Origin of the sequence: Actinoplanes sp. NPDC048967 (assembly GCF_040649415.1) — a bacterium.
GTDB lineage: Bacteria > Actinomycetota > Actinomycetes > Mycobacteriales > Micromonosporaceae > Actinoplanes.
This window is the reverse complement of the sequence record NZ_JBEZFL010000006.1, coordinates 430,592-444,245: the sequence shown is the minus strand read 5'-3', so window position 1 is coordinate 444,245 and position 13,654 is coordinate 430,592. Positions and strand designations below refer to the sequence as shown.

The following is a 13,654-nucleotide window of genomic DNA, read 5'->3' as shown; positions in this document are numbered from 1 at the left end:
GTCACCAGGGCAGGACGCCGTTCTCGTCCTGGTAGGTGCCGGTCGGGCCGTCCGGGCCGAGCGTGGCGAAGCGCACCACGACGGCCGCGCTCTGCGCCACCGGCCGGCCGATGCCGAAGTCCGCGGTCATGTCGGTCGCGGTGGTGCCGGGCTCGATCGCGTTGAACTTGATGCCCGGCTGCGCCTTCGCGTACTGGACGGTGAGCATGGTGGCCGCGGTCTTGGACGCGGAATAGAGCGCGAGCGGCAGGTGGTACTCCGGCCGCTCGGGGTTGGTCACCGCCCAGAACGAGCCGGCGCTGCTCGACACGGTGACCACCGTGGGATTCGACGACCGGCGCAGCAGCGGCAGGGCCGCCTCGGTGACCCGGACGATCCCCACCGCGTTGGTGTCGAACGCCCGCAGCGCCGCCGGTCCGTCCAGATCGTCGTTGGCGAGAACGCCCGCGTTGTGCACGAGAACATCGAGCCGGCCCTCGGCCGCACCGATCGTCGCCAGCGCGGTCCGCACCGAGGTGTCGTCGGTCACGTCGAGCTGCACGAAGCGAGCACCGAGCGTCGCCGCGGCCTTCTCACCCCGCTCGGCGTCACGCGCGCCGACATAGACGACGTGACCCAGGTCCAGCAGCTGCCTGGCCGTCTCGAAACCGATGCCCTTGTTGGCCCCGGTGATCAGTGTGATGGTCATTCGTCTGTCTCTCCTGTCGCGGTGGCTGCCCGATCGGGGCTGTCAGCGACGGTATGCACGGCTGCCCGGGCGAGCCAGAGCCCTCTGGTGCCAGGGGAACGACAGGACCCCCTCTGCCGGCCGCGCCGGGCCCTAAGCTGGCCCGGTGAGCGAGACGAGCAATCCCCTCGGCGCGTACCTGCGGGCCCGGCGCGAGCTGGTGACACCCGAGCAGGCCGGGATCCCCGAGGTGGGCGTACGGCGGGTGCCGGGGCTGCGGCGCGAGGAGGTCGCGATGCTGGCCGGCATCAGCGCCGACTACTACCTGCGGCTGGAGCGGGGACGCAATCGCCACCCCTCGATGCAGGTGCTCGAATCGATCGCCCGCGTCCTGCACCTCGACGAGGACCATTTCGCGCACCTGCTGACGCTGGTCGCCGAGGTGTCCCGGCAGCGCCGGCGCCGGCCGCGCAAGGAGACCCCGCCGCCCGGCGTGCTCAAGCTCGTCGACTCCCTCATCCAGCCCGCCTTCATCGAGGACCGGTATTCGACATCCTCGCCTCGAACAGCCTGGCCCGGGCGCTGTCTCCCGGCCTGGCGGTGGGCGGCAATCAGCTGAGAGATCTGTTCCTGAATCCGGCCGAGCAGGCCCTGCACCCGGAATGGGAATCCGTCACGGAGTGCTTCGTCGCCAACCTGCGGCAGGCCGTGGGAAACGACGTCGGCGATCCCCGATTCATCGAGCTCACCGGCGAGCTGTCCCTGGCCAGCCCGCGCTTCCGCCAGCTCTGGGCCCGCCACGAGGTACGCGGGCAGCGCGGCACGCCGATCCGGATGAACCACCCCCAGCTCGGCGGGCTGACCCTCAACCGGGAGCGGTTGGGCATCGGCGGGACCGACGCGCTGATGCTCGTCGTCTACCACCCGGACGCCGGTTCCAGCGACGCCGACAAGCTGGCCCTGCTGGCCTCGGCGGACCTGCCCACGTCGCACGCCCAGCGGGCCAGGCAAGCCAGAAGTCAATTCTGACGGCCGACGACGTAGGCCACCACCTGGGGGTCCACCCCGTCCCGGGTGGCGAGATCACGGAACAGGGCCGAGGCGACACCGTACTTGCGCTCCACCGCCTGGGCCAGGCCGAGCTGGGCGCCGGCCGAAAAGTCGCCGATCACCCGGGACAGGGACTCGAGGGCCCCGGGCACGCGCAGGTCGAGGGCGGCGCAGAGGGTGCGGACCGGTTCCTCGCCGCGGCGTACCTTGTCGAGCGGCAGGTCCCGCAGCAGCAGCCGGACCCGGTCGACGGCCCCGTCGTCGAGTCCCGCCCGTAGCGCGTCGGCCAGCAGGGCCAGGGCTCCGCGGACCAGTGCGGCCAGCAGGTCCTGCTGATCCCGGCGGGGCAGCTCGCGGGCTCGCGCGGCCATCAGGTCAACGGTCTCCGGCAGCGACGCGGCGTCGGCCGGGCCATCGGTGGCGGGGTCGAGCCGCAGCATCGAAACGATCTGGCCGCACACCGGGGACGAGTTCGTCGCGGCCAGCGCTTTCCGCAGGGCCGCGCGGACCTCCGGACCCAGCGGCTCCCCGCGTTCCCGGCCCGCGGCGAGCACCTCCACGGCGCTTTCGACCACGCCGTCGGTGGGGGCGGTGAGCAGGCGAGCGAGGTAGGCGTTGTCGTACCAGTCCCAGGCCGTCGCCGCGGCGGCCATCCGCCGGGCGGCGGCGCGCGCGTGGGCGGCGTCCGGACCGAGCATGAACCGGGTGGCTTCCTCTCGGGCCTGCTCGTCGACCGGGGCGAGCAGGCCCGCCAGCCGGGCCTGCAGCTCCAGCGAGCCGCCGGGGACGAGGGCGGCGCGCAACGCCGGGGCCAGCGCGGGTATCCCGCGCGGCGGGGCGTTCAACACCGCGGCCAGGACCCGGTCCCGCCGTTTGCCGGGCGGCACCTGCTCGATCCGGCCCAGGACGGCGGCCAGCAGCGGGATCTCCTTGCGGGCGAAGTTCGCCGCTCCCTGCAGCACCTGCTCGACTGCCGGGGCGTCCGCCGCCGGCGGCTCGGCGCCGTCCCCGGGCTCGGCGCCGTCCCCGGGCTTCGCGCTGTCGGCGGGCTCTTCGGGGTCGAGGGCGGCGAGCAGCCAGTGGACGAGGCGCCGGGCCTGCGGCTCGGGCAGCTCGCCCAGCCGTTTCGCGAGCGACCGGGCGGCCTCCACGACCGCGCGGGTCCGCGGCGCCGGCAGTGCAGCGAGGGCGTCCGCGACGTCGACCGGTCGCTGCTCGGCCAGGGTGCCGCAGACGTAGACAGCCCGCTGCCGGGTCTGCTGGTCGTCGTCCCACAGCAGCGGCAGCAGGTCACCGATGCGCGGCGCGCTGTCCGGCCCCCCGGCGCCGGCCAGCCGCACCACCGCGGCGCACTGGATGTCGTGCCAGCCCCGGTGATAGCTCCGGACCATCATCTCGCGCCAACCCGGCCAGCCCAGGACCGCCCGTGCGGCCGGATCGCCGAGCACCCGGACGACCGCCTCGACCAGCCGTTCCCGGGCGGGTGAGACCTTGGGCGCCGGCATGGTGCGGTACAGGGCCGCGCCGAGCAGCTGCGCCAGCTCGACCGGCCCGGCGCCCTGGTGCAGGCGGACGATCTCGACGCGGCCCAGGTGGCCGGCGCCACGGTACGCGGCCCGCAGCACCTGCAGCCCGGCCGCGTCCAGGTCGCCCGGTGCCAACCGCACGAGCAGATGCCGGCCCAGGTTCTCGCGCTGCGCGGCGTCCAGCCCGCTGCCCACCTGAGCCACGACGTCCAGCAGGCGGCTGAGCACCCGGGTCCGCTCGGTGGACGGTATCCGGGCCAGCAGGGCGCCGGCCGTGTTCGAGGCGAGGTTGAGCACGCTCGTCGCGCACTCGCCCAGGAGGTCGGCCGCCACCTCCACGCAGGTCAGGGCCAGGCGTTCGTCGATGGTCGCGAGCCCCGCGAGGAACAGCTCCTGGTGGGTGGCCGGCAGATCCTTCGCCGTGGCGGCCAGCCGGCGTACGGCGTCACTGTCCCCGCGGGCGAGGCACGCCGTCACGGCCGCGTGCCAGCCGCGCAGCACCTGCGGGTCGAGCCGGTCCAGCAGCTCCGAGAAGCTGGCGCTGTCTCCGTCGCGGCCGGTCGCGTACAGCAGCTGGGTCATGACCGGCCACAGGTGGCTGTCGGCGCCGGCGCGGTCCAGCGTGGCCAGGAAGGCTTCCCGGGCGGTGAGGTCGCGCAGCAGGTAGCGGGCCATGACGAACTCGGCGCAGGTCTGGTGGAAGAAGCGCAGGCGGTCGTCGCCGGACCCGCCGACGATCACGCCGGAGCTGCGCAGGCCGTCGAGGGCGGCCCGGTGGCGGTCGTCGCCGACCACGTCGGCATCCTCGAACTCCTCCACGAAGGTCGTGGTCGCGGCGGCGATGAGGTACCGGGCCGCGTTCAGGCACACCTCGACCCGCGCGGGTGCGGCGCCCGGGTCCGCGGCCGGCCGGGCCCGATCGACCTTGATCTTGCGTTCCCAGTAGGCCCGGTACAGCCGCGAGACGGTCAGGTCCTCGGGCGGCTCACCCGCCGGGGCGAACAACTCACACACCAGCGACAGCAGCAGCGGGTTGCTGCAGATCTCCAGGACCGCGCTGCGCCGCGCGCCCAGGTACAGCAGCCGGTCCACGAACGCTTCCGGATCCTCGGCGCCGGGACCGTGCCGGAGGAACTCGCGGGCGAACGAGCGGACCTCCGCGCGGTTCAGCGGATCCAGGCGTACGGATCGCAGAAGTCCCGCCAGCAGCGGCGCCCGTCCGTCCACGCCCTGCAGGAAGGTCTCGAACTCGAACTGACGGCAGGTGCACACGACGGCGACCCCGGCGTCCACGACCCGCCGCAGGAACTGGGACAGGACCGGTACGGTCGAGGAGTCCAGGATCAGGTCCACCGTGTCGATCAGCAGCACCACCCGCCCGTACGCGTCGCGCAGGCCGGCCAGGGCGGCGAGCAGCGAGTCACCGCAGCCGGTGGCCTGTCCGGCGGCCCGGTCGAGCTCCGGCACGTCGGCCGGGCGTCCGCCGACGAGGGCCGCGCAGCTGAGCAGGACCACTCCGAGGTCCTCGCGCTCGGCGGCACTGTCGTAGAGCTGCCCGAGCAGCACGCTCTTGCCCATGCCGGCGTCGGCGACCACGGCGATGACCGCGGGCCGGTCGATCACCTCGGTCATCCGCGGCACGAACACGCCGTCGACGATCGACCGGCGCTGCGGCGGCACGATCCCCGCCCCGTCGAGCGCCGCCCTGGTCGGCGCGTAGTGGCGCGGGACGGCGAGATCGTCGAACCGGATCAGTTCCACCAGGTCGGCCCGGCCCGCATCGGGCAGCGCGGCGCGCAGGTCGGCCAGCCGGCGCCGGGACTCGGCCCACTCCCACAGCTCCCGGGGCTCGTCGCCGGCCTTGAAGCTTCGGCGTTCGTGCGCGGGGACGCCGACCAGATCGGCGACGTCCCGCCAGCTGTCGCCGAGCCGCCGGCAGAACTCCACCTTCGCCCCGGGGTCGGCGCGGTCGCCGGCGATCGCCATCGGTCCAGATTGGCACATCCGCCGGACCCACCGGCCGACGCCTCCCGGGTGCTGACCAAGTCTCCATCGGCGGTTCAACGATACGATTCATGGACATGGCACTGAGCACCGACACCGTGTCCGGGGACTTCGACCTGGCGATGGACGAGCTGCGCGTCGTGGCGCGTTACGTGGTCCAGCACGCCGAGGACGTCCTGCCGATCTTCGAGAACGCTGTCCCCGGCGATCCGCGCCCGCGGGCGGCCATCGAGGCGAGCTGGGCGTTCATCAACGGCGCCCGCCGGACGAAACGGCAGCGCGTCGCTTCCCTCGACGCCCATCGGGCCGCCCGTACCGCGCCCTCCGAACCGGCGCGGCTGGCCGCACGATGCGCGGGCGACGCCGCGTCGGCCGCGTACCTGCACCCCATCGCCCGAGCCGGCCAGGTCGGCCACATCCTGCGTGCGGCGGCGAGCGCCGCGCGCATCGGGGAGCTGGCGGCCGGCGACGATCCCGCGGCCGGGAATGCTCTGCTGGAACGGTCTCTGCACCGGGCGACACCGGCGCTGATCGACGTTCTGCGCCGCTACCCACCCGCGACCACCGGCCGTAGCCGGGTCGCGCAGCTGATGAGCGCGCTGGACCGGGCCCTGCGCCAGGGCGGGCAGGCCTGATGATTCTGCCGAAGATCCGTGACCCCCGGTTCGTGACGATCCGCCGGGGCGGCACCCTCACCGACGCCGACCACCGGCTCCTCGCGCTGTGGGCTGCCTCGTGCGCGGAGCACGTCCTGCCGTTCTTCGAGGCGGCCCGGCCCGCGGACCCGCGGCCGCGCCAGGCGATCGAGCACGCCCGGGCCTGGGTCCGCGGCGAGGTCAGGATGATGCGGGCCCGCGCGGCGGGCGGACACGCGATGGGCGCGGCCCGAGACCTGACCGGTGCGGCCCGGCACGCCGCGTACGCCGCCGGTCAGGCCGCGGTCGTCGCCCACGTCGCCGCGCACGAGCTCGGCGCGGCCGCGTACGCGATCAAGGCGGCCCGGGCGGCCGAGGGGGAGGCCGCCGGGCGACGGGAGTGCCGGTGGCAACGCGATCAGCTCCCGGAGCCGATCCGCGAGCTGGTCCTCGACGACCAGCGCCTGCGCAACGACATCTGCTGGTCGGTCTTCGACTGCTGAGGCTATCCGCCCCGGCCGGAACCGATGATCACGAACGTGTGGTCCGGCGCCGGCCGCATCATGGTGAGCCGGACCTCGCGCGGCCACCAGCGGGTCGGCTCCCGCCAGGCGCACTCCACGATCCGGGCCCGCGGGTCGTCGGCACAGTCGCCGAGCTGCTCCCAGTGATCGAGCTGGGTGGCGACGATCTGCCGCGACTGCAGCCAGGGGGACCCCGGCGGCATCGCGTAGGCGCGCACGGTCGCCGCCCCGCGGTCGTTGCGCAGGCCGCGGGCGATGATGCCGGCGCGGTCGAGGACGACCCGCTCGTCGCCCGCGGACTCCACCACCGCCCCGGCGGGCGGGGAGATGGCGTGCGGGACGCCGGCGGCTCGCCACCGTACGAGAGCAAGCGCGCCCAGGGTGAGCAGGACGACCAGCAGGACTCCCGCGATGGCGGCGCCCAGGCGCCGTCGACCGATCCGCACAGCCGGAGCCTAGGCGACCGGCGCCACGTCCCGGCCCCCGTCTTGTCGTATCCCACCGCTAGCCTTCGGACAGTTCTCATGGGGAGGCGTGGATCGAAGTGGGCGATGTTCCGGCGTTCGTGCGGCGGCACCGGTTCGTGCGGCGGGGCAGTGTGGATGCCCCGCCGTTCGTGATCGACGTCAAGGGCGGCGAGGCGGCCGAGCAACGGATGGCCGCGGAACGCGCCGCGGTGCTGGCGATCCTCGACGAGCCGGGGACTGCCCGGCCGCTCGCCGCGGCGGCCCGGGCCTGGCTCGACGGCGATCCGGACGTGACGCCGCTGGGCGCGGCGGGGGCCCTCACGGCGCTGAGCATCCGCATTCACTATCCGGAGAACAGCGCGGACATCCTCACGCCGCTCGCCGATCTCTGGATCGCCCGCCACGGCCTGCTGTTCGCCGCACAGGCGGCGGTCGAGCAGGCGCTGCTGGGCGTGCAGGAAGGCGAGCGCGTCAATCCGGCGACCTACGGTGACCTCTCCCTCGCCCCGGTCGCGTTCGGCGAGGCCGCCCATCGCGGCCCCCGAGGGCAGATCCTGCTCCGGGTCCGGGCCGCGCTCGCCGTGACGACGGAAGACGAATACGCGGAGGTTGTCGAGACGCTGCGGCCGTACCGCGACCGGCACTGGAGTGCGGCTGTCGCCACCTCCGTCCTGCTGCCGGGCGAGCGCGACTGGGTCGAGCAGGATGTGCGGACAGTCCTGGCCAACGGCTCCCCGAAGCCGGAGCTGGCCGCGCTCCTGCTGCTCGCTGCGGGCACGGCGGAGCAGGCGCGCGCCCTCGCGCCGCACCTCGACAACTGGTGGTCGCTGCCGATGCCCGGGGTGCTGGCCACTCTCGCCGACGGGCTCGGTCCGGGTGCGGCCGGCGCGGTGCTGGTCTGGTTCGACGTCCCGTACATGACCGCCGAGTCCCAGCAACGGATGCTCTCGGTCCTGACCGACATGGACGACGACGCCGTCTTCGCCGAGCTGCTCGCCCGGATCGACCGCAAGTACGTCCCCGCGGCGGTGCTCGAGGCGGCCGCGCGCTTCCCGGCCCGGGCGATGCGGATGTTCGCCGAGGCGGTTCGCCGATGCTGCGCGCCCACGTGCTCGGCCACCTCAACCTCGTGGACGAGGTCCTGCCCTCGCTCGGCCCCGCCGCCGCGGAACGGGTGCGTGCCGTGGCTGCCGCCGCTGCCGCCGTCTCGTACGCGCCGCCCGCAGCCGTCCCGCCGGTGCTGGCGAGCCCACCGTGGCTTCATCGCGCCAAGCCCCCGAAACCGGTCGTGATAACGGGCCTGAGCTGCGACGACCCCGCGACCCTGGAGTGGCGGGCCGGCGAACGCGACCGGTGGCTGGACACTCCGGGCGACTGGGGACAGCCCTGGATCACCTGGGAGGAGGCCGCCCGCTGCGTGGCGTCGGGTTCGAACGTCTGGTTCGCGCCGATGCTGTTCACCGGCGGCCCCGAGGAACTGGTCCGACCCCTGCTGCCCACGTGGCAGCCGGAACGGGCGGCCGTCTTCGGCGAGTGGGTCAAGGTGGCCGCCGCGCGGTTCGGTCTCGACGCGCTTCCGCTCGTGCGGGGCGCCGCCGAGCGCTCGCCCGCGCTGACCGACGCGCTGCTGCCGTACTCGTCACCGGCGATCGCCGTGTTCATGGCCGATCGCTACACGCGGGTGAAGAGCGCCCGGCCGGCGGCGGTCACCTGGCTGTCGCGGCACGCGGAGGCCGCCGCCCGGGCGCTCGTCCCGGCCGCACTCGGCAAGGCGGGGACGGCCCGGCGGCAGGCGGAGGCGGCGCTGTTGGCCCTGCCCGCTGTCACGGTCCGCGCGGCGGCGTCCGCGTACGGCCCGGCAGCGGCCTCGGCGATCGACTCGCTGCTGGCCCGCGACCCGCTGACGCTGCTGCCCGCCCGTCTGCCGGTGAATCCGGCGTGGGCCGTGCCCGCGATGCTGCCTCCGGTGCGGCTGCGCGACGGCTCGGGAGCACTGCCACTCGCCGCTGTCGACGCGCTGATCACCATGCTGGCTGTCTCCAAGCTGGACGAACCGTATGCGGGGATCGGACTCGTCGCCGCCGCCTGCGAGCCGGACGACCTGGCCGAGTTCGCGTGGGGCCTGCTCGAGGCCTGGGAGCTCGCCGGGGCCGACGCCAAGCAGAGCTGGGTGCTCGACGCCCTGGCGCTGCTCGGCGACGACACCACCGTGCGGCGGCTCACCCCGCGGATCCTCGCGTGGCCGGGCGACGGCGGGCACACCAAGGCGGTCGCCGGCGTCCGGGCACTGGCGGCGATCGGCACCGATGTGGCGCTGATGCGGCTGTACGGCATCTCGCAACGGGCCAAGTTCAAGGGCCTCAAGACCGCGGCCGAGGAGAAGATCACCGAGGTGGCCGACTCCCTCGGGCTCACCGCCGAGCAGCTGGCCGACCGGCTCGTGCCCGACTTCGGCCTCGCCGCCGACGGGAGCATGACGCTCGACTACGGATCCCGGCAGTTCCGGGTCGGTTTCGACGAGCAGCTCCGGCCGCACGTCTCGGATGTCAGCGGAAAGCGGCTCAAGGCGCTGCCGAAGCCCTCGGAGCCGCTCGCCGAGGACGCCTACCAGCAGTTCACCGCGCTGAAGAAGGACGTGCGGACGGTCGCCGCCGATCAGGTGCGGCGGCTGGAGCAGGCCATGGTCACCGGCCGGCGGTGGACGCCGGAGGAGTTCGCCCGGTACCTCGCCGGTCATCCGCTGCTCTGGCACATCGTGCGGCGACTCGTCTGGACGGTGTCGGACGGCGCCTCGTTCCGGGTGACGGAGGACCGCAGCTACGCCGATGCCGTCGACGAGCCGTACGCCCTGCCCGAGGACGCCACGGTCGGTGTCGCGCACCCGCTCGACCTCGGGGCCGCGCTGCCCGCGTGGGGTGAGGTCTTCGCCGACTACGAGATCGTCCAGCCGTTCCCACAGCTCAGCCGGGAGACCTATCCGGCCACCGAGGAGAGCCTGAAACGGTTCCTCGGGGCCGCGGTGCCCGCCACCCGCGTGCTCGGCCTGGAACGGCGCGGCTGGCGGCGGGAGGCGCCGCAGGACGCCGGGGTGCAGAGCCGGATCGAGCGGGTGGCCGGTGACCTCACCGTGGTCGTCGAGCTCGACCCGGGCATCGCCGTCGGTGACCCCGACGGGCTCGGTGACCAGACCCTGGAGGACATCCACGTCCACGGCAGGTCGAGGCTGGACGACCGGCCCGGCCGGCAACCGTTCACCGCGCTCGGCGCGATCGCCGCCTCGGAGGTGATCAGGGATCTGACGATCATCGCGGAGCCCGTCGCGGCCGGTCGCTAGGGGAGACTCTGACGGGGTCGGCGTGCCGCGTCCGTGCGTCACCCTCCAGCCCGACCAGCTTGGCGACTCGCTGATGGCCTTCGCGGCCGGTGACGGTCGCCGCTCAGCCGGTCGGGGCGCCGGTTTTTTGGCGTAACTGCGGCGGCCGGTGGGTTCAGCACCGCTGAGGGCGGCGGTGGTGGCCGGGCTCGCCCGCCGCCTTGCTCAGGGTGGGAACCGGCGCGGGCGTGGCAAAAGATCCGCGACCGCGGCTGCATGACCACGACGAGTACGTGGTGAGACAGCGGCGGTTATCGCTTCGCGCGGAGGCCCGCGGCCCCCCGGGGGGACCGCGGGGCGATGGACGCGGCGTCGGATCAGCTGGCCGCGAGCGTTTCCTGTGCCTGGCGGACGGCCACACCGAGGGAAGCGAAAGCGACCGTCGGATCAGTCGCGCGGTGACCCGGGCGGCTGAGGAGGCAGTTCCGTCAGGCGGCGTTCGAGGAAGCGCCGTTCGGCACCGTCGTCGGTGAGCGCCCTGGCTCGCCGGTACGCCTCGCGCGCCTCATCGGTGCGTCCCAGCCTCCTCAGTAGTTCCGCCCGGGTCGAGTGCAGGTAGCGGAAGTCGTCCAGCCCGAGCCCGTCGACGATGCGCAGACCTGCCTCCGGCCCGTCGAGCTCGGCGACCGCGATGGCCCGGTTCAGCTCCACGACCGGGGAGGCTGTCAGGTGGGCGAGCCGGTCGTACAGTGCGGCGATCTGCGCCCAGTCACACGGCGTCTCGGCATGCAACGAGGCGATCGCCGCCTGGAGGACGTACGGCCCGCGGCCACCGAGGGCGATCGCCCGGTCGAGCTCGGCCCGGCCTCGGCCGATCTGCGCGGTGTTCCACCGGGACCGGTCCTGATCCGGCAGCAGCACCAGCTCACCGTCCCGGAACCGGGTCTCGCGGCGGGAGTCGTGCAGGAGCATCATCGCCAGCAGCCCGCGGACCTCCGGATCGGCCGGCAGCAGCTCGGTCAGCGCACCGGCCAGCCAGATCGCCTCGGCGGCGAGGTCGTCGCGGCCGCCGTAGCCCTCGTTGAAGATCAGGTACACGACAGCCAGCACGGCGTCGAGACGTTCGGGCAGCAGGTGCTCGGGCGGCACCCGGAACGGGATCCTGGCCGCCTTGATCTTGCGTTTGGCCCGGACGATGCGCTGCGCCATGGTGCGTTCCGGGACCAGGAAGGCGCGGGCGATCTCGTCGGTGGTCAGGCCGCCCACGGTACGCAGCGTGAGCGCGACCTGTGACTCGACGGCGAGCGCGGGATGGCAGCACGTGAAGATGAGCTCCAGCCGCTCGTCGGGGAACGCGGTGGTGGTCATCGGCACCTCGGCCTCCTGGGCGGCGAGCAGGCCGGCCTTGGCGGCCAGGGTCCGCTCGCGGCGGATGCGGTCGGTGGCCCGGTTGCGGGCTGTCGTGATCAGCCAGGCGCGGGCGTTGCTCGGCACGCCGTCGCGGGGCCACCGGTCCGCCGCGATGGCGAACGCCTCCTGAGCGGCGTCCTCGGCGAGGTCGAAGTCGCCGAGGACGCCGATCAGGGTGGCCAGGACGCGGCCCCACTCCTCGCGGAAGACCTCGTCGAGCATCGTTACCAGTACACCTGCGAGGGCCGGATCTCGACCGCGCCGCCGTAGCGGGCCGCCGGGACGCGGGCGGCCACCTCGATGGCCGCGTCGAGGTTGTCGGCCTCGAGGATGAACAGGCCGCCGACGGACTCCTTCATCCCGGCGAACGGGCCGTCGGTCGTCAGCGTCCTGCCGCCCTCGACCCGTACGGTGGTCGCGTTCTCGGGCAGTCCCATCGGTGGCATGGGGGTGACGCCGGGGGTCTCGTTGATTCCCTGGTAGTCGGCGTAGACCTGCTTGCGGTCCTCCTCGGGAAGCGCGTTCTGCCGTTCGATCGCCGGGCCTTGATAGATCAACATGATGTACTTCATCGCCACTCCTCGGTCGGTGTCCGGAATCGTCGCAGTGAGACGAACGGCGAGCGGCGAAATCGACAGCTCCCTGAGCGAATTTCTCACAACGTGCTCACGAAGCTGTCCATGGCGGCGGTGACCTGGCGCAGCGCGTCCACCGAGCGCACAGGGTCGCCGGCGGTCTCCATGCTGTGATCGGCGTCCTGGGCCTCGTAGCAGGGCCGGCCGAAACTGCGGGCGATCTCCGGTTCCCACGACGGGTCCGCCGCACTGCCGACGAGCAGGAACGGCGCGGTGGCGCGGCGCAGATCGGCCGGCACCGGCGAGTCACGCAGGATGGGCGTCAGCCAGACAGCGGGCAGGCCGCGGTCCGCGGCCGTCGCCGCGGCGAACGCGCCCATGGACTTGCCGGCCAGCGCGACGGCCCGCCCGGACTCCTGGTCGAGGATCCGGCTGACGTGCGCGTTCACGAAGAACCTCAGCCGAGCGGACCAGCCCGGCAGATCCTGGCCCTCCGGCTCGGGAGGGTTCTCCGGCCAGTGGACCTCCCGGGCCGTCCAGCCGTGCTTCACGAACACCGTGCGGGCGAAGTGCAGCAGCGGCCGTTCAGCCGAGTAGTGCAGGCCGGGAAGCAGGAGGACGACTCTGTCGGGCATACGGGCGACCCTACGGCTTGACGGCAACGGCGCCGTACTCGTCGACCGCCCGGAGGTCGTCGGCGGTGGCATCGGGCGACGGCCGCCACTGCGAGCAAGGGACGAGGCCCGGCTCGACGACGGTCAGCCCGGTGAGGAAGCGGGCGAGCTGGTCGGGGCGGCGCAGGTGGTAGGCCAGCGGGGCGTTGGCGTTCCACACGTCGATCGCCGCGGAGAAGGCGGGACCGTCGATGACGTCGGTGCCGTCGGCGGTCACCAGGTAACTGCCCGCCGGCAGGGCGGCCATCAACTGCCCGACGATGCCGGCGGCCTCGTCCAGGTCGCCGACGTGGCCGAGGATGTTCATCAGGATCAGGCCGGTCGGGCGGGACAGGTCCAGGGTCGTACGCCCGGCCGCCCGCAGGATCCCCGCCGGGTCCCTCAGGTCGGCGTCGAGGTATTCGGTGGCGCCCTGCGGCGTGCCGGTCAGCAGCGCCCGGGCGTGGGTCAGCACCAGGGGATCGTTGTCGACGTACACGATCCGGGACTCCGGCGCGGCGGCCTGGGCCACCTGATGGGTGTTCTCGGCGGTCGGCATGCCCGTGCCGACGTCGAGGAACTGGCGGATGCCGGCCTCGGTGGCCAGGAAGGTGACGGCCCGCTTCAGGAAGGCCCGCGACGACCGGGCCACGAGCGTGATGTCCGGATACAGCCGCGCGAACTGGTCACCGACCGTGCGATCGGGCTCGAAGTTGTCCTGGCCGCCCAGCCAGTAGTTCCAGACCCGGGCGGAGTGCGGGACGGCATCGGTCATCGTCAGCTCCGGGAGTCGGCAGATGAGGAAGTTCCGAGCCTAGCCCTCGGCGATC

Annotated in this window: 13 protein-coding genes; 6 read left to right on the top strand and 7 right to left on the bottom strand. The window is 73.5% G+C overall.

Annotation, left to right across the window (positions count from 1 at the left end):
* Position 1: 1 nt before the first annotated feature.
* Positions 2 to 688: an SDR family NAD(P)-dependent oxidoreductase gene (locus AB0C12_RS27620; RefSeq protein ID WP_360552723.1), complete on the bottom strand. Its 687-nt coding sequence runs from the start codon at positions 686 to 688 to the stop codon at positions 2 to 4.
* 145 nt (positions 689 to 833) lie between these two features.
* On the opposite strand from AB0C12_RS27620, the gene AB0C12_RS27615 reads away from it, so the two are divergent.
* Together AB0C12_RS27615 and AB0C12_RS27610 are read left to right on the top strand one after the other, a co-directional pair.
* Positions 834 to 1,286 (top strand): helix-turn-helix transcriptional regulator, encoded by a 453-nt coding sequence (locus tag AB0C12_RS27615; protein ID WP_360552722.1) that lies wholly within the window; start codon positions 834 to 836, stop codon positions 1,284 to 1,286.
* The gene (locus AB0C12_RS27610) at positions 1,220 to 1,696 is read left to right on the top strand and encodes a hypothetical protein (protein ID WP_360552856.1); all 477 of its coding nucleotides are present in this window, start codon (positions 1,220 to 1,222) and stop codon (positions 1,694 to 1,696) included. Before AB0C12_RS27615 ends, AB0C12_RS27610 begins: the two co-directional genes overlap by 67 nt.
* Here the strand turns inward: AB0C12_RS27610 and AB0C12_RS27605 are convergent.
* Positions 1,687 to 5,229 carry a hypothetical protein gene (locus AB0C12_RS27605; RefSeq protein WP_360552721.1) on the bottom strand — a complete coding sequence of 1,181 codons (3,543 nt, stop codon included), beginning with the start codon at positions 5,227 to 5,229 and terminating at the stop codon, positions 1,687 to 1,689. The genes AB0C12_RS27610 and AB0C12_RS27605 overlap by 10 nt on opposite strands.
* A 95-nt stretch (positions 5,230 to 5,324) precedes the next feature.
* Between AB0C12_RS27605 and AB0C12_RS27600 the strand changes: the two genes are divergently transcribed.
* Positions 5,325 to 5,882: a putative immunity protein gene (locus tag AB0C12_RS27600; RefSeq protein WP_360552720.1), complete on the top strand. Its 558-nt coding sequence runs from the start codon at positions 5,325 to 5,327 to the stop codon at positions 5,880 to 5,882.
* Positions 5,882 to 6,385 (top strand): putative immunity protein, encoded by a 504-nt coding sequence (locus AB0C12_RS27595; RefSeq protein ID WP_360552719.1) that lies wholly within the window; start codon positions 5,882 to 5,884, stop codon positions 6,383 to 6,385. Before AB0C12_RS27600 ends, AB0C12_RS27595 begins: the two co-directional genes overlap by 1 nt.
* Before the next feature lie 2 nt (positions 6,386 to 6,387).
* Here AB0C12_RS27595 and AB0C12_RS27590 read toward each other — a convergent pair whose 3' ends face one another.
* Positions 6,388 to 6,852: a hypothetical protein gene (locus tag AB0C12_RS27590; protein WP_360552718.1), complete on the bottom strand. Its 465-nt coding sequence runs from the start codon at positions 6,850 to 6,852 to the stop codon at positions 6,388 to 6,390.
* 98 nt (positions 6,853 to 6,950) lie between these two features.
* On the opposite strand from AB0C12_RS27590, the gene AB0C12_RS27585 reads away from it, so the two are divergent.
* Positions 6,951 to 8,165: a hypothetical protein gene (locus tag AB0C12_RS27585; RefSeq protein WP_360552717.1), complete on the top strand. Its 1,215-nt coding sequence runs from the start codon at positions 6,951 to 6,953 to the stop codon at positions 8,163 to 8,165.
* A gap of 158 nt (positions 8,166 to 8,323) precedes the next feature.
* Entirely contained in the window at positions 8,324 to 10,207 is a 1,884-nt protein-coding gene (locus AB0C12_RS27580) for a DUF4132 domain-containing protein (RefSeq protein WP_360552855.1), read from the top strand.
* 426 nt (positions 10,208 to 10,633) lie between these two features.
* On the opposite strand, the gene AB0C12_RS27575 is transcribed toward AB0C12_RS27580, so the two are convergent.
* From AB0C12_RS27575 to AB0C12_RS27560, 4 genes are all read right to left on the bottom strand, one after another.
* The gene (locus AB0C12_RS27575; protein ID WP_360552716.1) at positions 10,634 to 11,818 is read right to left on the bottom strand and encodes a sigma-70 family RNA polymerase sigma factor; all 1,185 of its coding nucleotides are present in this window, start codon (positions 11,816 to 11,818) and stop codon (positions 10,634 to 10,636) included.
* A gap of 2 nt (positions 11,819 to 11,820) precedes the next feature.
* A complete protein-coding gene (locus tag AB0C12_RS27570; protein ID WP_360552715.1) occupies positions 11,821 to 12,168 on the bottom strand; it encodes a YciI family protein in 348 nt (115 codons plus the stop codon).
* A gap of 83 nt (positions 12,169 to 12,251) precedes the next feature.
* Positions 12,252 to 12,806: a hypothetical protein gene (locus AB0C12_RS27565; RefSeq protein WP_360552714.1), complete on the bottom strand. Its 555-nt coding sequence runs from the start codon at positions 12,804 to 12,806 to the stop codon at positions 12,252 to 12,254.
* A gap of 10 nt (positions 12,807 to 12,816) precedes the next feature.
* Entirely contained in the window at positions 12,817 to 13,599 is a 783-nt protein-coding gene (locus tag AB0C12_RS27560; RefSeq protein ID WP_360552713.1) for an SAM-dependent methyltransferase, read from the bottom strand.
* Positions 13,600 to 13,654: the final 55 nt, after the last annotated feature.

Excerpts from the sequence above, each read along its gene's own strand:
- AB0C12_RS27620 (WP_360552723.1), bottom strand. The coding sequence starts at position 688 with ATGACCATCACACTGATCACCGGGGCCAACAAGGGCATCGGTTTCGAG.
- AB0C12_RS27605 (WP_360552721.1), bottom strand. The coding sequence starts at position 5,229 with ATGGCGATCGCCGGCGACCGCGCCGACCCCGGGGCGAAGGTGGAGTTC.
- AB0C12_RS27600 (WP_360552720.1), top strand. The coding sequence starts at position 5,325 with ATGGCACTGAGCACCGACACCGTGTCCGGGGACTTCGACCTGGCGATG.
- AB0C12_RS27595 (WP_360552719.1), top strand. The coding sequence starts at position 5,882 with ATGATTCTGCCGAAGATCCGTGACCCCCGGTTCGTGACGATCCGCCGG.
- AB0C12_RS27580 (WP_360552855.1), top strand. The coding sequence starts at position 8,324 with ATGCTGTTCACCGGCGGCCCCGAGGAACTGGTCCGACCCCTGCTGCCC.
- AB0C12_RS27575 (WP_360552716.1), bottom strand. The coding sequence starts at position 11,818 with ATGCTCGACGAGGTCTTCCGCGAGGAGTGGGGCCGCGTCCTGGCCACC.
- AB0C12_RS27570 (WP_360552715.1), bottom strand. The coding sequence starts at position 12,168 with ATGAAGTACATCATGTTGATCTATCAAGGCCCGGCGATCGAACGGCAG.
- AB0C12_RS27565 (WP_360552714.1), bottom strand. The coding sequence starts at position 12,806 with ATGCCCGACAGAGTCGTCCTCCTGCTTCCCGGCCTGCACTACTCGGCT.
- AB0C12_RS27560 (WP_360552713.1), bottom strand. The coding sequence starts at position 13,599 with ATGACCGATGCCGTCCCGCACTCCGCCCGGGTCTGGAACTACTGGCTG.